Origin of the sequence: Myxococcus sp. AS-1-15 (assembly GCF_020037055.1) — a bacterium.
Lineage (GTDB): Bacteria > Myxococcota > Myxococcia > Myxococcales > Myxococcaceae > Myxococcus > Myxococcus fulvus.
The window spans coordinates 105,991-126,043 of the sequence record NZ_JAIQDF010000023.1 but is presented as its reverse complement, the minus strand read 5'-3'; the positions used below and the strand labels follow the sequence as shown (position 1 = coordinate 126,043).

General features: G+C 69.4%; 15 protein-coding genes and 1 tRNA gene. 9 read left to right on the top strand and 7 right to left on the bottom strand.

Annotation, left to right across the window (positions count from 1 at the left end; translation table 11 throughout):
- Positions 1–2: 2 nt before the first annotated feature.
- Positions 3–3,416: an AAA family ATPase gene (locus K8625_RS40300; protein WP_223745768.1), complete on the bottom strand. Its 3,414-nt coding sequence runs from the start codon at positions 3,414–3,416 to the stop codon at positions 3–5.
- A gap of 139 nt (positions 3,417–3,555) precedes the next feature.
- On the opposite strand from K8625_RS40300, the gene K8625_RS40295 reads away from it, so the two are divergent.
- Complete coding sequence (locus K8625_RS40295) at positions 3,556–5,313, top strand: aminotransferase class V-fold PLP-dependent enzyme (protein WP_223785685.1); 1,758 nt, start codon at positions 3,556–3,558, stop codon at positions 5,311–5,313.
- Positions 5,314–5,326: 13 nt separating this feature from the next.
- On the opposite strand, the gene K8625_RS40290 is transcribed toward K8625_RS40295, so the two are convergent.
- Complete coding sequence (locus K8625_RS40290) at positions 5,327–7,918, bottom strand: LamG domain-containing protein (RefSeq protein WP_223785684.1); 2,592 nt, start codon at positions 7,916–7,918, stop codon at positions 5,327–5,329.
- A 377-nt stretch (positions 7,919–8,295) separates the two neighbouring features.
- Here K8625_RS40290 and K8625_RS40285 point away from each other — a divergent pair, with 377 nt between their 5' ends.
- The 6 genes from K8625_RS40285 (at position 8,296) to K8625_RS40260 (ending at position 14,845) form a co-directional block, all read left to right on the top strand.
- Positions 8,296–9,600 (top strand): OprO/OprP family phosphate-selective porin, encoded by a 1,305-nt coding sequence (locus tag K8625_RS40285; RefSeq protein WP_223745771.1) that lies wholly within the window; start codon positions 8,296–8,298, stop codon positions 9,598–9,600.
- Between the two features lie 11 nt (positions 9,601–9,611).
- Positions 9,612–10,643: a sulfate ABC transporter substrate-binding protein gene (locus tag K8625_RS40280; protein WP_223785683.1), complete on the top strand. Its 1,032-nt coding sequence runs from the start codon at positions 9,612–9,614 to the stop codon at positions 10,641–10,643.
- 3 nt (positions 10,644–10,646) lie between these two features.
- Positions 10,647–11,489 (top strand): sulfate ABC transporter permease subunit CysT, encoded by an 843-nt coding sequence (gene cysT, locus K8625_RS40275; protein WP_223745773.1) that lies wholly within the window; start codon positions 10,647–10,649, stop codon positions 11,487–11,489.
- Between the two features lie 8 nt (positions 11,490–11,497).
- A complete protein-coding gene (gene cysW / locus K8625_RS40270; RefSeq protein ID WP_370640313.1) occupies positions 11,498–12,346 on the top strand; it encodes a sulfate ABC transporter permease subunit CysW in 849 nt (282 codons plus the stop codon).
- Positions 12,343–13,410, top strand: a complete 1,068-nt coding sequence (locus tag K8625_RS40265; protein ID WP_223745775.1) for a sulfate/molybdate ABC transporter ATP-binding protein — start codon at positions 12,343–12,345, stop codon at positions 13,408–13,410. Before cysW ends, K8625_RS40265 begins: the two co-directional genes overlap by 4 nt.
- A 76-nt stretch (positions 13,411–13,486) precedes the next feature.
- Entirely contained in the window at positions 13,487–14,845 is a 1,359-nt protein-coding gene (locus K8625_RS40260; RefSeq protein WP_223745776.1) for a family 16 glycosylhydrolase, read from the top strand.
- A 55-nt stretch (positions 14,846–14,900) separates the two neighbouring features.
- On the opposite strand, the gene cml is transcribed toward K8625_RS40260, so the two are convergent.
- From cml to K8625_RS40240, 4 genes are all read right to left on the bottom strand, one after another.
- Positions 14,901–16,085 (bottom strand): CmlA/FloR family chloramphenicol efflux MFS transporter, encoded by a 1,185-nt coding sequence (cml, locus tag K8625_RS40255; RefSeq protein ID WP_255652652.1) that lies wholly within the window; start codon positions 16,083–16,085, stop codon positions 14,901–14,903.
- 178 nt (positions 16,086–16,263) lie between these two features.
- Complete coding sequence (locus K8625_RS40250; protein WP_223745778.1) at positions 16,264–16,818, bottom strand: TlpA disulfide reductase family protein; 555 nt, start codon at positions 16,816–16,818, stop codon at positions 16,264–16,266.
- Between the two features lie 99 nt (positions 16,819–16,917).
- Positions 16,918–17,283, bottom strand: a complete 366-nt coding sequence (locus K8625_RS40245) for an HPF/RaiA family ribosome-associated protein (RefSeq protein ID WP_223745779.1) — start codon at positions 17,281–17,283, stop codon at positions 16,918–16,920.
- Positions 17,284–17,678: 395 nt separating this feature from the next.
- Entirely contained in the window at positions 17,679–18,680 is a 1,002-nt protein-coding gene (locus tag K8625_RS40240) for a hypothetical protein (protein ID WP_223785682.1), read from the bottom strand.
- A 172-nt stretch (positions 18,681–18,852) separates the two neighbouring features.
- Here K8625_RS40240 and K8625_RS40235 point away from each other — a divergent pair, with 172 nt between their 5' ends.
- On the top strand, positions 18,853–19,146 hold the full coding sequence (locus K8625_RS40235; RefSeq protein WP_223785681.1) for a hypothetical protein: 294 nt from the start codon (positions 18,853–18,855) through the stop codon (positions 19,144–19,146).
- Positions 19,147–19,401: 255 nt separating this feature from the next.
- On the opposite strand, the gene K8625_RS40230 is transcribed toward K8625_RS40235, so the two are convergent.
- Positions 19,402–19,475: transfer RNA gene (locus tag K8625_RS40230), tRNA-Arg, on the bottom strand.
- A 171-nt stretch (positions 19,476–19,646) separates the two neighbouring features.
- On the opposite strand from K8625_RS40230, the gene K8625_RS40225 reads away from it, so the two are divergent.
- The gene (locus K8625_RS40225) at positions 19,647–19,796 is read left to right on the top strand and encodes a hypothetical protein (protein ID WP_223745782.1); all 150 of its coding nucleotides are present in this window, start codon (positions 19,647–19,649) and stop codon (positions 19,794–19,796) included.
- Positions 19,797–20,053: the final 257 nt, after the last annotated feature.

Genomic DNA, 20,053 nt, shown 5'->3' with positions numbered 1-20,053 from the left:
GGTCAGTCCTCCTCCGTCTCGCCGAACACGCGCCAGTTCATCCACGGCTCCTGCAGCGACTCCATGTCCAGCACGCCGCCGGCGTAGCGCGCGCGCGCGCCGGTGCGCAGGTCCTCCACGGAGCCCCCCGACATCTCCGTCGAGCCGGGGCGAATCCTCCGGACCTCCTCCTTCGGCAGCAGCTTCTCGAGCTTCTCCCACTCCGGCAGCACGTCCCGGCTGTACGGGTTCGTCGTGAAGAGCACGCGGACCAGCGCCGCCTGGCTCCCCTCGACGAAGCGGTGCACGCCGTGCTCGGCGGAGAGGAGGAGGGGGCGCGTCTCGCCCGTCACCTCGATGGCGTAGGCCATGGGCGTCGTCTTCAGCTTCGTCAGGTCGTCGTGCTTCTCGTAGCTCCACGTCGGAGGCGGGGGCTTGCGAGGCGCCTTCTCTCCCTCCGGCTTCTGGTAGGGCCACAGGAGCACGCGCTGGAACGTGAGCTGCTTGCTGTTGCACCAGCGCTCGTAGGAGGCCGCGAGGAAGCACAGCCGGGCCCACGCGCCCCGGCTGGGGACCAGGATGAGGGAGACGCTGCGCGAGTACTGGTAGAGGCTCCCGTAGAGCCGCTCCCGCAGAGGGCGGAACGTGGCGCGCAGCGAGGAGACATCACGCGCGAGCGACTCCGCCTGTCCCACCGAGCGCGACAGGTGCGCCTCGAAGAGCAGGTCCTCGATGGCCTCCGTCTGCTGGGCGCACTCGCGGAAGGCCTTGTCCAGCTCACGCGCCTCGCCGGACTTGCGTGACGACTCCTCCGCCAGCGCGCGCTCCTCCCAGTACGACGTCTGCCGGGACATCTTGTCGAAGACAGCCAGCTCCTGGCGGAGCACGCGCATGGGCGGAGAGCGACCCCAGCGCTGCACCTCCGCGCGCAGGGTGGCGGCCTCCTCCAGCACCTGCTCGATGGCCTGTCGACCCACGCCCTCCGCAGCGCCGCCCACCGCCTCCGCGCGCAGCGTGAGGCCACTGTCGCCGCCTTCCACGTGCAGCGTCACCGGGCCGCTCGTCGGGTGCTCCGCGAGCCAGGCCGCCACCGGCACCACCAGCTCCCGCTCCAGGGCCCGCTTGAGCGGGCGCGCGCCATAGCGCGGGTCGAAGCCACGCGCGGCGAGCCAGTCCAGCGCGGACTCGGAGACCTCCAGGCTCGCGTCGTGGCGGGACAGGCCGGAGCGGCGTCGCACGGCCTCCACCTCGCGCACCACCAACCGGCGCAGCAGCTCCGCGGAGAGGGGCGAGAAGACGATGGTGTCGTCCAGGCGGTTGAACATCTCCGGCCGGAAGAAGCGCTGCACCTCCGCCAGGTAGTGCGTGCGCAGGGCGGCCACGTCGGGGACTCCGCCCAGCGAGTCGAAGCCCACGCGCGCGCGCCACGTGTCCGCGCCCAGGTTGCTGGTGAGCACGAGCACCGCGTTGCGGAAGTCGGTGAAGCGGCCCGACGCGTCGGTGAGCCGGCCTTCGCCCAGCACGCCCAGCAGCGCGTCGTGCACGGCGGGGTGGGCCTTCTCCACCTCGTCCAGCAACACCACGCAGAAGGGCTGGCGGCGCACGGCCGCGGAGAGGTGGCCCGGCGTCTGCCCGTCACCCAACAGGCGCAGGAGCGCGTCCGGGCCGGCGTACTCGCCCATGTCCAGGCGCACCATGCGCTCGCGCGAGCCGAACAACAGCTCCGCCAGGGCCTTGGACAGCTCCGTCTTGCCCACGCCCGTGGGGCCCACGAACAGGAGCACGCCCAGCGGCCTGCGAGTGTCCGCGAGCCCCGCCTTCAGCACGGACACGACGTTGGCGACGCGCTCCACCGCCGTCGGCTGTCCCAGCACCCGCGTGGAAAGGAACGCGCGCACCTGCTCGGCCTCCAGCGGCACGTCGTCGCGAAGCAGGGACTCGGGGATGCCGGACTCGGAGGCGAACTGGCGGACGGCGTCCAGGCGCGTGACGTGGGCCTGGGCCGCGTGGGTGCAGGTGGCGAGCAGCCGCCGGAGGAAGGCCACCGCGTTGCCCACCTGCGCGCCGTACGGCAGGAAGCGCCGGCACAGGAAGCGGCACTCCTCCAGGGCCTCCGGCTTCACGTCCAGCGACGTGGCGCCCACGGTGTCCTGGGCCACGCGCGTCAGGATGCGGGAGAGCGACTCCAGCGCGGGCTCCTCCACGCGCACCACGGAGAACAGCCGGGCGAAGCTGGCGTTGCGGCGCTCCACCTGGGCCCACGTCTCCGCCGTGGCCTCGGCCACCACGGACACCTCGCGGGTGGACAGCAGCGGCAGGAGCAGCTGCGCCACGTTCTGGTCGCTGTGCGCGCTCTTGCCCGCGTCGAGCAGGTCGACGGCGTGGCCCAGCGCGAGGATGGCGCGGGCCTCGGAGGCCTCGCGATAGGACTGGAGCACCTGCTGCTGCCAGCCGCCCCACATGCCCTCGCCCGCGATGAGGCGGCTGCCGTCCAGGAAGAAGAAGGGCCGCGCGCGCTCGTCGTCCGTGGCGGTGGGCGCGCGCAGCGCCTCGGCGAGCGCGTGCAGCAGGGCGGACTTTCCCACCCCGGAGGGGCCCACCAGCACCACGGCCTCCGCGTCCTTCGCGGCCAGGCGGGCGCGCAGCAGGGACACCAGCGCGTCCTGCTCGTAGGCGGGGTCCAGCTGGCCGTCCTCCGCGAGCTTGTGCCAGGGCACCGCGATGCGGTCCAGCACGGGCGTGGGGGGCGGCTTCGCGGCCTTGTCACCCGGCTCATGGCGCCGCTTGCGCTTGCGGGGCTCCCACGTGTCGTCGTCGAGGACCTCCTCTTCGTCCTCGTCGTCCAGCGGCCCGGTGACGCGAGGCTCATCGGATGTGTCGGGGGCGTCCGGGGGACGCGGCGGTGGGCGGATGTCCAGGTGGAGCTGCCGCGGCGTCAGGGCCGACAGCCGCGTGGGCGTGGCCTCCACCTCCACGTCGATCAACGCCTCGCCGCCGTCCGCGCGCAGGGCCAACAGGCGCGCGTCGCTGAGTCCCTCCAGGCGCTCGCGCAGACGCTCCGGGGCATCTTCGGGGAGTGACTTGCCCTGGAACCACAGCTGCGTCTCCAGGCGCGGCGTGTTCAGCCCCAGGTAGGACTGGTGCGTGGGCGCGGAGACGCCGAAGAGCGACAGCGGCGCGACGGAGTTCTCCTCCTCGCCCCAGACGGGGAGGGCCCGCAGCTCCAGCGCGTGCGGCGTGCCGCCCGTGGCGGAGATGAACTCCGGCACGCGGCGGGGATGGATGCGGGTCAGCTGGTCGTCGAGCGCCAGCGTGAGCTCCTCGGTGGCCTTCTCCAGGGAGTCCGCGTGCACCGCGAGGTGGGGAAGTGACAGCGGCGTGAGCGTCACCCGACCGCTGGCGTGGCGCTGCACCCAGCACTGGAAGCGAAAGTTCATGGAGTGTGTTCACGCTAACATGGGGCGGCGCAGTGACGGTGCGACGCTCGCGTGGCTGACGCGGTCCGTCGGCGCGTGGGGACTGGACAGTCGGCGCGCTTCGGCGGGACGCTGGGCCCCACCACGAGAGGTGCGAGCGATGCACGACGCGCGTACACGGCTGGTCGAGTCGATTCGAGGCGCCATCCTGGGGGAGGGGCGGGTGCTCGACGGCCCCTTCGGGGCCCGCCGGCTCACCTATGCGGACCACGCCGCGTCGGGCCGCTCCCTGGGCTTCATCGAGGACTTCATCCGGGACCACGTGCTCCCGTTCTACGCCAACACCCACTCCGAGACGTCCGGCACCGGCGCCCAGACGACGCGCTTTCGCGAGGACGCACGCGACATCATCCACGCGGCCGTGGGCGGTGGACCCGAGGACGTCGTGCTCTTCTGTGGCTCGGGCGCCACCGCGGCCGTCTGCAAGCTCATCGACATCCTCAACCTGCGCATCCCCGCGGACCTGGATGCCCGCTATGACCTGCGCTCGCGCATCCCCGCCGCCGAGCGCCCCGTGGTGTTCGTGGGGCCCTACGAGCACCACAGCAACGACCTGCCCTGGCGCGAGTCCATCGCGGACGTGGTCACCATCGACGAGGACGCGGACGGGCGCATCGACCCGGACCACCTGGAGCGGGAGCTGGTGCGCTACCGGGAGCGACCGCTGCGCATTGGCAGCTTCTCCGCCGCGAGCAACGTCACCGGCATCCTCAGTGACCTGGAGGGCATCGGCGCGCTCCTGCGTCGTCACGGCGCGCTCGCGTTCTGGGACTTCGCCGCGGCGGGCCCCTACGTCCACGTGGAGATGAATGGCCGGGAGGACGGCACTTCGCGGCCCCGCGTGGAGAAGGACGCGGCGTTCCTGTCACCGCACAAGTTCATCGGCGGGCCGGGCACGACGGGGGTGCTCGTGGTCAAGCGCAGGCTGCTGGGCAACCGCATCCCCACCGTGCCGGGGGGAGGCACGGTGTCCTATGTGAGCGGCAGCGAGCACGTCTACCAGCGCGACCCCGTGCATCGCGAGGAGGGTGGCACGCCCGCCATCGTGGACTCGATACGCGCCGGGCTGGTGTTCCGGCTGCGCGAGTCCGTGGGCGTGGAGCACATCGACGCCCTGGAGAAGGACTTCGTCGCCAGAGCCCTCACGCGCTGGGGCGCGAACCCCGCGCTGCGAATCCTTGGCAACCCCGCGCTGCCCCGGCTCCCCATCGTGAGCTTCCTGGTCCGCCACGGTGACGCGTACCTCCACCACAACTTCGTCGTCGCCCTGCTCAACGACTTGTTCGGCATCCAGGCGAGGGGAGGGTGCTCCTGCGCGGGCCCCTACGGCCATCGCCTCTTGAGCATCGACCCCGTCACCAGCCACCGCTTCCAGGACGTCATCCTGAGCGGCACCGATGGCGTGAAGCCCGGCTGGGTGCGCCTGGGCTTCAACTACTTCCTGTCCGAGACGACGTTCGGCTTCCTGTTGGACGCGGTGGACTTCGTCGCCGCCGAGGGCTGGAAGCTGTTGCCGCGCTACGTGCTGGAGCCCGCCACCGGACAGTGGCGCTACCGGGGACATCAGCGGGCGCTGCGACGACTGGATGCGCTGTCCTATGCCAACGGCGACGCCGAGGCGCCCCCTCCAGGGCGCTCCGTGCCCGAATCGGAGCTGACCTGCTATGTCGCCCGCGCGCACGAGGCCGTCGAGGAGGCGCTCCAGGACTACGCGCGCCTGAAGACGGACGACGCGCCGCTCCGCGTGGAGGCCGAGCGGCTGCGGTGGTTCCCGCTCCCCGGCGAGGTGCTCGAGGTGCTGACCCGCGAGCACTCCACCGGCGAGAAGGGGACGCCCTTCAGGCTCCAGGGGACCTGAGGGGCGCCGGGGCTCAGGGGTTGATCTTCCAGGGCACCGTCACGGCGGGCTGGAAGCAGTGCACCTGCGCGAGGTAACCCAGGCCCAGCTCCTGCACCACGCCGGCGCCATACCCTCGCGCCTGGCACCACCGGCTGACCTCCAGCTTGGAGTCGGTGGTCATGAAGGCGCCGGAGTTGGACACGGGGCCGAGCTGGTCCTTGGCCACGTCCTGGATGAGGCCGGAGTTGAAGCAGCCCACCCAGGGACGTGACGTCACCTCGAAGATCTGTCCCGTCGTCCAGCCCAGCTTGTTGCACCAGCGATGCGCGGCGGCGCCGCAGTCCAGCGTCTGCGCGACGCGCTCATCCGTGCAGAGCCCGTGCAGGCGCGACAGCTCCTCGAAGGTGACGGCCACGCTCTCATGTTGGATGGGGCCGCAGGCCACGTTGACGTCGGTGGCGTTCGCGCCGGCGAGCACGCCCAGGAGCGAGATGGGCGGGCGGTTGCCGATGAGCTGCTGAATCGTCTCCAGGACGTTGGTGCTGTTGGCCAGCGCGTCATGCGCCCCGCGCTGCGCGCAGACGCGGTGCATGGCTGACGAGCAGGCCCGCGTGCCGAGCGCCGCGTAGCTGTTGCACAGGTGCAACTGCTGGCTCATGCCGAACTGCCCCTCGGTGGGTGTCTCCTGGATGGCGGTGTCCAGACAGTCCGCGCCCGGCGAGGTCATGCAGATGGAGCGGGCCGAGCGCGCGTGGCTGAAGAAGCGCACCTCGTCGATGGCGCCCTTGAATGAGCCCTCGCCGTTGACGGGGCATGACTGGGTGTTCATCACGTTGCCCGCGCCGATGCTCAGCAAGCCCGTGCCCAGGCGGAAGCTGCCAGGGGCCACCGGGAGGACGCGGCGCGTGGGCACGCCGTTGAGGTACTCGCGGAAGACGCCGGTGACGCCGTCCCAGGAGTAGCCCAGGTGGGTCCACGCGCCGACGAGCAGCGGCGGGCTGCGCCCCAGGCGCACGCGGGTGCCGTTGATGACGAGGGAGAGCTGCACCGTGTTGTCGGACTCGTAGATGAGGTCGATGGCCCCCGACTTCTGGAAGAGGTAGCGATAGGGATTGCCGGTGGTGCAGCCCGCGTGGATGTTCGCGTCGGGGCGGACCGCGAGCTGCACGGTGAAGCCTCGCACCAGCGCGCCCACGCCGCGCACGGTGCCGCTGGGGTCCGTGAGATTCACGGTGAGGGCGCCGCCTCCAGGGACGACGAGCGCCTTGCCCTGGCCGTGCGGCTCCCACAGCGAGCCGGAGGTGGACTGCGTCACGAAGTTGCCCGCGGAGATGGACGCGGTGCCGGTGAGGGTGCCCGTGTAGAAGTAGCCCGAGTGGTCCGGCGTGCGCGTCAAGTCGTAGGCGCCCGCGCGCGTCACCAGCTCGTTCATGGGCAGGTTGAGCACGTGGAACGGGTCCACCAGCTCGCCCACGTCCACCTCGTTGTAGTCCGACGTGTTGCTGCCGAAGAGGGCGAGCACGTCGTGGGACTTGGTGACGGGCAGGTAGCGGCTGTCGTTGTTGGCGCCGGGAGGGAAGTTCTGCTCCGGGGCGCGCTCCTGCTCGAAGTTCCACATGGGGCCCGAGTAGAAGAGGTGCGCGATGTCGAGCCGGCCCGTGTTGATGGCGCCATCGATGTGGTACGCCGTCCACTGGGTGTCCGCGCCAATCAGGCTCACCGCCTCGCGGCGCGCGCCATCCGTGTAGACGACGCCGGTGTACGTGACGTTGCGCCCCTCGTGGTCCACCCACGGATACGCGCCGCGCAGCAGCGGGCCGGACGTCGTCTCGCCGAAGAGCTCGCCGGTGGCGGCCTTGAGCTTCTGGCGCGCCAGTGGATAGCGCAGCACACCCGAGGCCGTGTCGGTGTTCATCATCGACAGGGGACGCGGGGTGCTCCAGCCCGAGGCGGCGCACGGCGTGGGGTTGTAGGCGTACATCAGGTGGTCGATGCCGCCATCGTTCAGGGGCCCGCCCTGGAAGATGAGCAGCCGGCCGTCGGAGGTCATCGTCGGCTCGATGCCTCGGATGCTCGCGCCGGTGACGGTGGTCAGCGTCTCCAGGTTGCCGGTGGTGAATGACGAGATGTCCGCCTGCGGCGTGAAGGGCTGGGACACGCGGAGGTCCACCGGACGGCGGCGGAACACGTTGGGGCCGTTGAACATCATCGAATCGAAGAGGTACGGCTGGTACACCGCGAGCCCGTCGACCAGCGTGTAGGGCTGGGCCGGGTGGGTGAAGCAGAACGCCAGCGCGTTCTCTCCGTTCCTCACCGTGGTGGTGCGCCCGGGGGAGAACGCGGCGGCGAAGCTCGGCTTGCCCTCCGCGTCGTACGTCACCGCCTCCGGACGGAACACCCGCGCCACCCAGGCGGTGGTCGTCGTCGCGTGGTCCTCGCGGATGTTGCCCACGAAGACGCGGCCATCAATCGTGGACGAATGCCCGTTCGCGCCGAAGGGCGTGCCAATGCGCGTGTTCACCAGTGAAGGGCGCTCCGCCGCGAGGACTGCTGGCGCCGCCACTCCCGCGAGGAACAGCGTGGCGAGGCGTGGAACCCACCGCGAACGACTGTGTTTCGACATGGGACCTCCTGACTTGGAGTTCCAATTATGCTTGGATTCCACTCATTGGCCGCGAGGCCCTCGGGGGCGAGTGAGAGGGGGCGGGCAAAGGCTGTCCGGAGTGGAAAGTGCGGCTGCCGGCGGATGGCTGTCGTCAGGGGCCGCGTTGACAAGATGGAGGGTGGCGGGCATCGTGGCGGAACTCGATGCGCCGCTCGACCCACCACGCATGTTGCTGCTGTGACGCACCTGCGGTGGGCGCCTGTCGACCCGTGGCCTGAGAAGCCTGGTTCGAGCTGGTTCGAGGAAGCCCACCATCCGCGAGGAGGTGGGCTTTCGGCTTTCTGGTGTTCGAAACCCCCGTCCATCGCGCCCCTCTCCGCTGTCGAGGTTCCGCCATGGCAGGTCCACCCCCGCATCGATGCACCCCGCTCCTGGCCGTGGCGCTGAGCTGGCTGTGCTCGTCCGTCGCGCTGGCCCAGACACCTCCGCCCGCCGAGCCCACGCCGCCCGCCCCGGGGAGCGTCAGCGTGAGGGCGACGTCCGAGGGAATCTCCCTCCACTCCGCCGACAACGCCCTGTTGCTGAAGCTGCGCGGCTACGTGCAACTGGATGGTCGCTTCTTCGAGAGCCGCGCGGACCGTCCCGGGGCGACGACGCTGCTCATCCGGCGCGCGCGTCCGCTGCTGGAGGGGACACTCTTCAGTCTGTTCGACTTCCGCCTGCTGGTGGACTTCGCGGCCAACGTGCCTCCGCTGTGGGATGCCTATCTGGAGTTCCGCCCGCGCAAGGAGGTCCGGGTGCGCGTGGGCAGGTTCCGTCCGCCGGTGGGGCTGGAGCGCAACCAGTCCGGCATCCATACGCTCTTCATCGAGCGGGCGCTGCCCACGGACCTGGTGCCCAACCGGGACGTGGGGGTGATGGTGCACGGGGAGCTGAAGGACGGCGTGGTGAGCTACGCGCTGGGGGCCTTCAACGGCACGGCGGATGGGGCGAGCGCCGACACCAACCTGGATGACAGCTTCGACCTGGCGGCGCGGGTGTTCGCCCATCCGTTCCGGGCGCTGGGGCTCTCGTCGCTCTCGGGACTGGGGCTGGGCATCGCGGCGTCGCGCGGGTCGCAGTTCGGCTCGGCGTCCACCACGGGCGAGGCGCCGCTGCGCTCCATGGGGCAGCAGACGTTCTTCATCTTCAGGACGGGCAACGGCCTGGGAGAGACCGTCGTCGCCCACGGCCCGCACGTGCGCTGGTCCCCACAGGGCTATCTCTACCTGGGACCGCTGGGCGCGATGGCCGAGTACGTCTCCTCCACCCAGGAGGTCCACCTGGGGGAGCAGCACGCGAGGCTGCGCTTCGAGTCCTGGCAGGCCAGCGCGTCGTACGTGCTCTTCGGAGGCAAGGCGGCCTACGACGGCGTGAAGCCCACCGAGCCGTTCGGCGCGAGCGCGGACGGCTGGGGCGCGGTGGAGGTGGGGGCTCGCATGTCCGAGCTCCGCGTGGACCCGGACGCGTTCCCCGTCTACGCGGACCCCACGCGCGCGGCGCGCAAGGCCCATGGCTGGGGCGCGGTGGCGAACTGGTACCTCAACAACAACGTCCGGGTGGCCACCTCGTATGACCACACCGAGTACGAGGGAGGCGCCGTCGACGGCGCTCGCCTGCCCGAATCCGTCGTCATGTCCCGCTTCCAGGTGAGCTGGTGAAAGGCCCCTCCATGCATTCGTGGCTCGTGTCGTCCCTGCTCGTCGTGCTCGCCCTCGTCGGGTGCTCCAAGTCCGCCGGTGCCGATGCGGCCTCGGCCAACGTCGTCACGCTGCTCAACGTGTCCTACGACCCCACGCGGGAGCTGTACGTGGACGTCAACGCGGCGTTCGCCAGCCAGTGGGAGGCGAAGCGCGGACAGAAGGTGTCCATCAAGCAGTCGCATGGCGGCTCCGGCAAGCAGGCGCGGGCGGTCATCGACGGGCTGGAGGCGGACATCGTCACGCTGGCGCTGGCCTACGACGTGGACATGCTCCACGACAAGGCGTCGCTCATCCCGGAGGGGTGGCAGGCGCGGCTCCCGCACAACAGCGCGCCGTACACCTCCACCATCGTCTTCGTGGTGCGCAAGGGAAACCCCAAGGGCATCCGCGACTGGGAGGACCTGCTGCGCGAGGACGTCGCGGTCATCACGCCCAACCCGAAGACGTCCGGCGGCGCGCGGTGGAACTACCTGGCCGCGTGGGGCTATGCGCTGCGCAAGCCGGGAGGCACCCCCGAGAGCGCGCGCGGCTTCGTGGAGGCGCTGTTCCGTCGGGTGCCGGTGCTCGACTCCGGTGCGCGGGGGGCCACCACCACGTTCGCCGAGCGAGGGCTGGGCGACGTGCTCATCGCCTGGGAGAACGAGGCCTTCCTGCTGACGGACGAGGTGGGACAGGGGCGGTTCGACATCGTCGTGCCCTCGGTGAGCATCCTGGCCGAGCCCCCCGTCGCGGTGGTGGACCGGCACGCGGACAAGCGCGGCACGCGCGCCGTGGCGGAGGCGTATGTCCAGTTCCTCTACTCGGAGGAGGGGCAGCGGCTGGCGGCGAAGCACCACTACCGTCCGCGCTCGGAGGCGGTGGCGAGCAAGGAGGGCGCCCGCTTCCCGAAGCTGACGCTCTTCACCATCGACGAGGTGTTCGGCGGCTGGCGCAAGGCGCAGGCCGCGCACTTCGATGATGGCGGCGTCTTCGACCGCATCTACGTCCCCCAGGCGCGCTGAGCCATGAGCATGCCCGCGCGTCGTCATGTCCTGCCCGGCTTCCGCCTGTCGCTGGGCTTCACCTGGGCCTATGTGGGGTTGTTGGTGCTCATCCCCCTGTCGAGCCTCTTCCTCAAGACGTTCTCCCTGACGTGGCCGCAGTTCTGGGAGACGGTGTCGGCGCCCCGCGCGCTCGCGGCGTACCGGCTGAGCTTCGGCGCGTCGCTGGTGGCGGCGCTGGTCAACGTCGTGTTCGGCCTGCTCGTCGCGTGGGTGCTCGTGCGCTATCGCTTCCCCGGGCGCTCGTTGGTGGAGTCGCTGGTGGACCTGCCCTTCGCGCTGCCCACGGCGGTGGCGGGGCTGACGCTCACCACGCTGTTCTCGTCGAAGGGGTGGTACGGCCAGTATCTGGAGGCGCTGGGGGTGAAGGTGGCCTACACCTCCGTGGGCATCGCGGTGGCGCTGACGTTCATCGGGCTGCCCTTCGTGGTGCGCACGGTGCAGCCGGTGCTGGAGGAGCTGGACGCGGACGTGGAGGAGGCCGCGGCGACGCTGGGCGCCACGCCGTGGCAGACCTTCACGCGGGTGCTGTTCCCGGCCATCTCCCCCGCGCTGCTCAGCGGCTTCACCCTGGCCTTCGCGCGGGCGCTGGGCGAGTACGGCTCCGTCGTCTTCATCTCCGGCAACATGCCGCTGCGCACCGAAATCGTCCCGCTGCTCATCGTCACCAAGCTGGAGCAGTACGACTACGCGGGGGCCACGGCCATCGCGGTGGTGATGCTGGTGACGTCGTTCCTGCTGCTGCTCGTCGTCAACCTGCTCCAGCGCTGGAGCCACCGCCGGTTCGAAGTCCGGCCTGGAGCGTGACGGACATGCTGGCTCCTTCGAGTCTGGTGTCGCACCGCGCGACGCGCCCGCTGGAGGGCTCGCGGTGGGTGCGCTGGACGCTCATCACCCTGGCGCTGGGCTTCCTGGCCGTCTTCCTCGTCGTCCCGCTGGTGGCGGTCTTCACCTTCGCGTTCCAGAAGGGGTGGGCCGCGTATGTGGCCGCCGTCACGGAGCCGGAGGCGCGCTCCGCCATCCTCCTGACGCTGACGGCCGCGGGCATCGCCGTGCCGCTCAACCTGGTCTTCGGCCTTGCGGCCGCGTGGCTGCTGGCGCGCTTCCGGTTCCGGGGGCGCGCGCTGCTGCTGACGCTCATCGACCTGCCGTTCAGCGTGTCGCCCGTCATCGCGGGGCTCATCTTCGTGCTGCTCTTCGGGCGGCAGGGCTGGCTGGGGCCGCTGTTGGCCGAGCACGACGTGCACGTCATCTTCGCGGTGCCGGGCATCGTGCTGGCGACGGTGTTCATCACCTTCCCGTTCGTGGCCCGGGAGGTGCTGCCGGTGATGCAGGCGCAGGGCAGTGACGAGGAGGAGGCGGCGCTGACGCTGGGCGCGAGCGGCTGGCGCACCTTCCTGCGCGTCACGCTGCCGAAGGTGAAGTGGGGCGTGCTCTACGGCGTCATCCTCTGCAACGCGCGGGCGATGGGCGAGTTCGGCGCCGTCTCGGTGGTGTCCGGGCACGTGCGCGGCGTCACCACGACGCTGCCGCTGCACGCGGAGATTCTCTACAACGAATACGACTTCGCCGGAGCGTTCGCCGTGGCCTCGTTGCTCACGGTGCTGGCGCTGGTGACGCTGGTCCTGAAGAAGTACGTGGAGTGGAGGAGTGAGGCGTCATGAGCATCGTCGTCGAGCAGCTCACCCGGCGGTTCTCCGCGGGCGGAAGCCCCGCCGTCTCGTCGGTGTCGTTCCAGGCGCCCGCGGGGGCCATCACCTCGTTGTTGGGCCCGTCGGGCGCGGGGAAGTCCACGCTGCTGCGCCTCATCGCGGGGCTGGAGGTCCCCGACTCGGGGCGCGTCCTCATCGACGGCGCGGACTGCACGGCGCAGCCGGTGCAACAGCGCAACGTGGGCGTCGTGTTCCAGAGCTACGCCTTGTTCCGCCACATGACGGTGCGGCAGAACGTCGCCTTCGGATTGGAGATGCGCAAGCTCCCCCGGGCCGAGGTGGAGACGCGCGTGGACGAGATGCTGCGCCTGGTGCAACTCGAGGCCCTGGGCGCGCGCCATCCGGCGCAGCTCTCCGGAGGCCAGCGTCAGCGTGTGGCCTTCGCGCGGGCGCTCGCCATCCGCCCTCGCGTGCTGCTCCTGGATGAGCCCTTCGGCGCGCTGGACACGCGGGTGCGCGAGGAGCTTCGCGAGTGGCTGCATGGCCTGCACGAGCGCACCGGTTTGACGACGCTCCTGGTGACGCACGACCAGCAGGAGGCGCTCGAAATCTCCCAGCACGTCGTGGTGCTGAGCGAGGGGCGCGTGGCCCAGGCGGGCTCACCGGAGGACATCTACGACCGCCCGGCCTCGCCCTTCGTGGCGTCGTTCATCGGCGGGGCGAGCATCCTGCGAGGCCATGTCCAGCAGGGGCGCGCGGCGCTCGGCTCGCTCGCCCTGGCGATGCCGTCCGCCGCTCGGGAGGGCCAGGCGGTGCATGCCTTCGTGCGTCCGCATGACATCAAGCTGGCGCGCACGGATGAAGCGGCGCGAAGCGCCTCTCCTGTCACCGGGAGGGTGGAGCGCCTCAAGTCCGTGGGCGGCTTCGTCAAGGTGCTCCTGCGACTTCCTTCGGGCGATGAAGTGACGGTGCAGGTGTCCCGCTCCGAGTTCGATGCGCTCGGCGTCTCGGAAGGAGACGCGGTCCACGCGGACGTGCGCTCCGCCTCCGTGTTCGTGGGGGACTACGCCATCTGACTTTGTCGTCACTTCGAATGAAGTAAATGCTAGAATTCGAGTAAATCGTGTTCTCGCATTATTCCAGGAGGAGCGGATGGCATATCGGAGCGAGTCCAGCTGGGGTGCGTGTTTTGTCTTGGGCGGGTTGTTGTTGGGGGGATGTGGGAACGAGGTTCCGGTGGAGTCCGAGCCGCCGCCGTTGGTCGCGCAGGAGCAGAAGGAGCTGGCCTACGACCCGGGGCCGGGCTGGAACCTGGCGTGGCAGGACGACTTCACGGGCTCGGCGCTGAACTCAGCGAACTGGAACGTGCTGACGAGCAATTACGACCCGGTGACGGGCAACTGCAACTTCGGCACGGGGGAGCTGGAGTACCCGCGCGCGCAGAACGTGACGGTGAGCGGGGGCAAGCTCATCCTCACCGCCGAGCGCACCAACGACGCGCCCAATGACTCGCGTTGTACCGGCTATGGGCCGCGCTCGTTCTACTCGGGGCGCATCCACACCAAGGGCAAGGTGGAGCGGACCTACGGCAAGCTGGTGGCGAGCATCAAGGTGCCGTCCGGCTACGGCATGTGGCCCGCGTTCTGGACGCTGGGGGCGAACATCTCCAGCGTCGGCTGGCCGGCGGCGGGGGAGATCGACATCCTGGAGTGGCACTCGAACGAGCCGTCGTGGATGAAGGTGGCCACGCACTGGGGCGAGGGCGCGAGGGATTGGGGCTCCGGGGCGAACCGGGGCTACAGCCTGGCGGATGCGTTCCACGTCTACGAGCTGGAGTGGACGGCGGACCGGATGGTGTTCCGCTTGGACAACCAGGTCCGGGCGAACGCGGACTTCGTGCACGCGGCGCAGGCGTTCCGGCAGAACCACTACATCCTGTTGAACCTGGCGCTGGGTGGGAACTGGTATGGCAATACGCCGGCGGGCAACGTGGACCTGCCGCTGGGGCAGCGCAAGACGATGGAGGTGGAGTGGGTGCGTTGGTACCAGGCGGGCAGCACGCCGGGGGGGACGCTGACGAACCCGGGCTTCGAGTCGGACATGGCTGGCTGGGCGACGTGGAGCCCCAACGGCACGGAGGCCGCGGACTTCAGCGAGACGCACAATGGTGGACACTCGGGCAGCTATCACCTGACGCACTGGAACAACGCCGCGCCCTTCGAGGTGTGGACGTATCAGACGGTGTCGGGGCTGGCGTCCGGCAACTACCGGGTCCGCGCGTGGGTGCGAAAGGGCGGCACCTTCGACCTGTCGCGCATCCAGGCGAAGACGTGTGGCTCGTGTGCGCCCGTGTTCACGGAGCTGGGGACGTATGGCGCGTGGACGCTGGTGGAGACGCCGGTCATCTCCGTCACCGGCGGCTATCTGGAGCTGGGCTTCCACACCCGTGCCACCACGGCCAATGGTGCCAACTTCGTGCACATGGATGATGTGCAGTTGGTGAAGCTGTAGCCGCTGCACGCCGCGCCGGAGGCTGAACGTCCCTCCGGCGCGGTGGGAGCCCGCGCTAGGGGGAGGGCACCCGCCTGCGTCGCAGGTTCGCCTGGGCGCTCAGCGTCACCGTCGCCATGAGCGAGGCATACGCCACCAGGGGCCACGCCGTGTCGCCGTCGAGCAGGACGACCATCAGCGTGCCCACGGTGCCGACGATGAGGCTCTGGACGCAGAAGTAGAGCGCGACGGCGGTCCCCGCCACGGCGCCGAAGGCCTGGAGCGCGCCGTTGGCGGTGACGGACGCCGCGAAGACGATGCCCGCCGCGATGACCCACATCGGCGCGACGAACGTCCAGAACGACGGGGCCGCGAACAACTGCCCCGCCGCGAGCAGGGCCGCGCCGGTGAGCAGCAGGAGCATGCCCCGCGTGAGGCTGCCCGCCAGGCCCCACGCCGCCACGAAGCGCCTGGCGAAGCGCGTCGTCGCAATCATCGCGAGCGCCGCGGTGGCAAAGGCCAGGCTGAACCCGAGCTCGGTGAAGCCCGCCTGTCCGATGAGGACCCGGGGCGCCGTGGAGAAGAACACGAAGAACGCGCCCATGGCCGAGCTGAAGCCCAGCGTGTACGTCCAGAACGCGGCGTCGCGCAGGATGGGACGGAACGCGACGGCGGGACGTGGCCCGTCCGCCGCGTGGGTTTCGTGCCACCGGGGCCACGCATTCACCACGGCCGCCGTCGCCAGGCCGCCGAGCGTGATGAAGATGGCCCGCCAACCGAAGTGTCTCGCGAGCAGCGCCCCGACGATGGGGCCCAGCGCGGGCACGCAGGCCAGCATGGCGCTGAACAGGCTGTAGATGACCGCGCTCTCCGGCCGCTCCGCGTAGACATCACGGACGGTGGCGAACGTGGCGACGAGCGCCGCGGAGGCGCCGACGGCTTGCAGAGTCCGCAGGCCGACGAACGTCATCGCGTCCGAGGTGCCCGCGAGCAGGAACGACGTGGCCGCGAACAACAGCGCGCCTCCCAACAACACCCGACGCCGACCGATGCGGTCCGACAAGGGGCCGAACACCACCTGTCCCAGCCCGAGCACCGCCATGTAGAGGCTGAGCGTGAGCTGGATGATGGCGGGAGACGTCTGGAGGATTCCGACCATCGCCGGAACCACGGGCAGGTAGATGTCCATGGCCAGCGAGGCCAGGAGGTCGAAGGGGGCCATCAGCAACAGCGCTGCTGGCACGGAGTACGTCCACGACAAGGTTTTCGAGTGAGCCACGATGGCATCCGCACAAAAGGGGAACAGCGGGCGGCCATCTGCCTCTCCACGGGAACGTGATGAGCTTTGGACAGAGGGCCGCGGCAACAGGGTCGCCGCGGCTCACTCATCTGCGGATTTGGTCGTTCCCATCCGTTGGCTCCGAGAGGTGCTCCGGACTCTACAACATCCACCGCCAGGACAGGCCGAGCAGGGTGGTGTAGCCCACCACGGAGCGCTCGATGCGCCCCTCGGCGGACAGGAAGAACACGGTGGGGAACATGCTCACCCGCCACGCTTCCTGTATCGAGTCGTCGCCGAGCAGCACCGGGTAGTCCACCGCGTGCTCCTGGGCGAAGCGCTGCACGGCGGCGACGTCTTCATAGGCCAGCGCCACCGACACGACGTGCGCGGAGTCTCCGGCGATGCGGCGCAGCTGGGAGAGGTTGGAGGACTCGGCGCCGCACACGCCGCACCACGGGGCCCAGAAGGCGAGCACCACGGGTTTTCCTCGCAGCGAGGCGAGCGACACCGTCTCTCCGGAGAGTGTCTGCACGGTGAAGTCCGGCGCGGGCGCTCCGGAGCCGGGCAGGTGGCGCGTCTGCCAGGCCGCGACGGCGGTGAACACGAGCGCCAGCAGCACCAGGTCCACGCCCCATCGCACCCACCAGCGCTGCCTCGCGCGGGCCCATGCGGCCCGTCCTCGCGCCAGCACGCCCGGCCCCGCCGTCTGCATCGGAAATCCTCCAGGAAAGGGACGCGCGACGCGCGTCATGGACCCATCCTGACATCGCCGGGGCCCTTCGGGGAGAAGGGCCCTCGGCGGCGCTTCACGTCAGAGGGGGCTGTGCTGCTCCTCGACCTCCCAGGGGCCGGTCCTCACGCTCTCGCTGTCCTGGCGGTGCGAGCGTCCCAGGGCCTTGCCCACCGCGTGGCCGGCGCGCTCCAGGGCCCGGTCCACCGCGCCGGGGAAGGTCGCGTCCATCGCCTCCGACGCGAGCTGTCCGCCGTGCTCCAGGCGCACCGTGACCTTCGCCACCTTGTCCACGCCTCCGCGTGGGCCGTTGATGTCTTCCAAGCGCACCGTCACCTCGCGGACCCGGTCGGACAGTCGCCCCATGGCGAAGCGCGCGCGGCGCTCGACGTGGGTGCGGAGGGTCTCGGTGAGGGTGAAGTGTCGGGCTCGGATTTCGATTCGCATCCTCGGCTCCTTCCGGCCCACCATGGGCCTATCTCCTATCTGCTGGTCCGCGGAGTTTCGCGCCAATAGGAAAAGCTCCCGGGAGGCTTCGAAAAAACGAAGGTCTCCGGGCGGGAATGCGGTGGAGCGTGAGGGTGTTGGACCCAGGCTACGTCCGGGCGGCGATGGGGACCCGTGTGTCTCGCGGCCGCCCGAGCGCCATGAGGATGCCTGACGCGCTGTACCAGCCGAGGACGTGACCGGCGCCCGTGCCCATCACCGGGATAGGGAAGTGGCCGAGTCCCTGTGGCCCGATGCGGCGCGGCATGGTCGCGGGGGCGTGATTTCCGAGGGGCAAAGGCAAGCTCGATGCGCCCGTGTGAGGAGGGAAGCCGCGGTGGCCGCCCCCCGAGTTGCTACGGACGCAGCGGGAGGCAGTGCTGCCGTAGTGCGACTTCCAATCCGTGATCCAGGATCTCGTCTGTCATGGGCAGTTCGCTGAACAGGCTGCCTCTCGATGGATGGTTGCTCAAGTAGAGTCGGTCGTGCAGGGTCGGGTCCTCGCTCGTGCGCTTGGCCAACCGTTGAAAGAACGGATAGAAGCGCATTGTCGAGGTTTTCCTGGCAAAGAGTTCCTTGTTGCCGAGAATCCAGACGTGGGCCCCAGTTATCTGTGCCAGTTGGCCAATGGCCTCAGCCATCGCCAGGAGGGATTCGTCGAGGATTTCCTGCTGCTTCGGGGACAGGTCGTCCAGTTCATCCATGTTGGAGCTGGCAAGGCTTGTTTGATTCAAGGCCAACACGAAGTCCCAACTGGGGACATCATGCCGCAACAGCACATGCATTGGTGCGCCTGACGGTCCCGCTGGGTGCAGGTAGCGACCGTCTCTCGCCTCCAGTTTCCCGGGATTGATCCCCGCCACGATCCATTTGATCTGGTGCGGACCCTCCTTCTCCAGGAGTCGATCCAGTTCCTTGTTCCAGATTGATTCCAGATGACCTTTGACTCCCTCGTGCCACCTGGCGACCTTCTCTTTGAGTGGCCTCAGCACCTGGCGGACCTGCTCCAATTGGTACTTGTTCAAGGCCGGAACGGGGGTCACCAGGACGAGTTGGGTCGTCTGGTCTGGCATCGTGAGCGTTGCCCAGCGGGAGCCCAATAGGGTTTTCGCCCGCACCTGAACCTCCACGTCATTAGCCGGGTGCAAGGGGACGTCTTTGGGGTTGACCTCGACCAGGATCTGCCGCGTGCGCCCTCGCGGGCCGTGCAGCAGCACAACCCGGGTGTCTCCCAGGTGAACAACAGCCAGCGCACCCTGGCTGGCAATCGCGGCAGTTGGGAACCGGGCTCGAAACCACCGGGTTGCCTCCTCGACTATGGGAACCGCGATCACGATGCTTGTGGGGAGGTCGTTCATATTCGGGGGCTCGAAGTGTGTCAGACGCCGGCAGAAGCTCAATCGCGCGTCACCCGGACGGGGTCGTTTGTGACGGAGTCCTGGGGTGTCGTCGACTCTCATGGACAGTCTATCGCATTCACCTCATAGTTGTGGTTGCCTCATGGGCACCCACTGGAAAGGCATACGGCCAATGAATATCCGTCAGGTTGCGGCGTTCGTGTTCTTCGCGGCGGTTTCAACGGGTTGTGGCGGCGTCTCCGACCCGGAATATCGTATCGAGCATGGTGAGAATGGCTCGATGGTCATTCACAGTGACTCAGGCTCCATGCCGGTGACATCGGGTACGGTCGTGAAGACCGACGGGACTGAGGCGAAGCTCTCTTCGACCGATACTACGCAATCCATTGTCTATGTCGACTGTTGCGAATACTGCGTGTTCTGGTCGGATGGCACCTTCTACTGCGCGGGATGCGACGTCTGCTGAGTCGCCTCGAGACCGCATGAAGCCATTGGCGCGCCCTTGCCTGGGCGGAGAGCCGGGGCGAGCCGTGGTGGTGTCTTGCGCCACGGTCATCCGGACGTCGAATCCCGGAGGCGGCCCGGTCCCAGCGACGGGACCACGCCACAGGCGCTTCGCTGACGGGGACATTGCCGCGAGTCTGTTGGGGGAGCCTGGAGGGGCAGGATTTCCCGCCCGGTCTCCATCAGTTTCCTGAGGAAGACCGGGCGGTTGTCCCTGCGCGCGATGCAGGAGTCGAACCTGCGGCCTTTGGCTCCGGAGGCCAACGCTCTATCCAGCTGAGCTAATCGCGCAGAACCGCTGCGGCGAGGGCACAAGTAGCCGAACTTGCTGGCCGACGCAAGCACACATTCGGCCTGAGGCTGGCGAGAGGACACTGCTGGCTGGCCCGCGGCAGCCTCCGTGCCCTAGGGTCGAGCAGGCACGGAGGCTCCTCCTGTCGGGACTCCTCCTGGAGGACTCGAATGACGCGGACGACTCGATGGGTGCTCCTGGGCGCCGTGGGAGCCCTGCTGGCCGCGGGGGCCGGGGCCTACCTCTGGGCCCGGGCCTATGTCCGACGGAGCCCCTCCATCATCCACCCGGATGAGCCCCTGCCGACTCCGCGGCAGTAGCCTCGAGGCGAGTCGAAGCCGCCCGGACTCCGCCTAGAGAGTGTTGCAGCGCAGGATTCCACTGAGGGTGCAGACGCAGACGCTCTCAGCTCCCGAGGCCGTGCAGCACGGCTCCCTGGAGCCGGGGGCGCAGACGCTTCCCACCAGGTCTCTGCACCGCGGCAGGTCGCCACACGCCGGGGGCGTCGTGGGACACGCGATGAACGTTCCGTTGCACGTCACCCCGGAGTTGTCCTGGGCGGAGCAGACCGTCGTTC

Excerpts from the sequence above, each read along its gene's own strand:
- K8625_RS40290 (WP_223785684.1), bottom strand. The coding sequence starts at position 7,918 with ATGTCGAAACACAGTCGTTCGCGGTGGGTTCCACGCCTCGCCACGCTG.
- K8625_RS40235 (WP_223785681.1), top strand. The coding sequence starts at position 18,853 with ATGAATATCCGTCAGGTTGCGGCGTTCGTGTTCTTCGCGGCGGTTTCA.
- cysT (WP_223745773.1), top strand. The coding sequence starts at position 10,647 with ATGAGCATGCCCGCGCGTCGTCATGTCCTGCCCGGCTTCCGCCTGTCG.
- K8625_RS40265 (WP_223745775.1), top strand. The coding sequence starts at position 12,343 with ATGAGCATCGTCGTCGAGCAGCTCACCCGGCGGTTCTCCGCGGGCGGA.
- K8625_RS40225 (WP_223745782.1), top strand. The coding sequence starts at position 19,647 with ATGACGCGGACGACTCGATGGGTGCTCCTGGGCGCCGTGGGAGCCCTG.
- K8625_RS40295 (WP_223785685.1), top strand. The coding sequence starts at position 3,556 with ATGCACGACGCGCGTACACGGCTGGTCGAGTCGATTCGAGGCGCCATC.
- K8625_RS40300 (WP_223745768.1), bottom strand. The coding sequence starts at position 3,416 with ATGAACTTTCGCTTCCAGTGCTGGGTGCAGCGCCACGCCAGCGGTCGG.
- K8625_RS40280 (WP_223785683.1), top strand. The coding sequence starts at position 9,612 with ATGCATTCGTGGCTCGTGTCGTCCCTGCTCGTCGTGCTCGCCCTCGTC.
- K8625_RS40260 (WP_223745776.1), top strand. The coding sequence starts at position 13,487 with ATGGCATATCGGAGCGAGTCCAGCTGGGGTGCGTGTTTTGTCTTGGGC.
- K8625_RS40250 (WP_223745778.1), bottom strand. The coding sequence starts at position 16,818 with ATGCAGACGGCGGGGCCGGGCGTGCTGGCGCGAGGACGGGCCGCATGG.
- K8625_RS40245 (WP_223745779.1), bottom strand. The coding sequence starts at position 17,283 with ATGCGAATCGAAATCCGAGCCCGACACTTCACCCTCACCGAGACCCTC.
- K8625_RS40240 (WP_223785682.1), bottom strand. The coding sequence starts at position 18,680 with ATGAACGACCTCCCCACAAGCATCGTGATCGCGGTTCCCATAGTCGAG.
- K8625_RS40285 (WP_223745771.1), top strand. The coding sequence starts at position 8,296 with ATGGCAGGTCCACCCCCGCATCGATGCACCCCGCTCCTGGCCGTGGCG.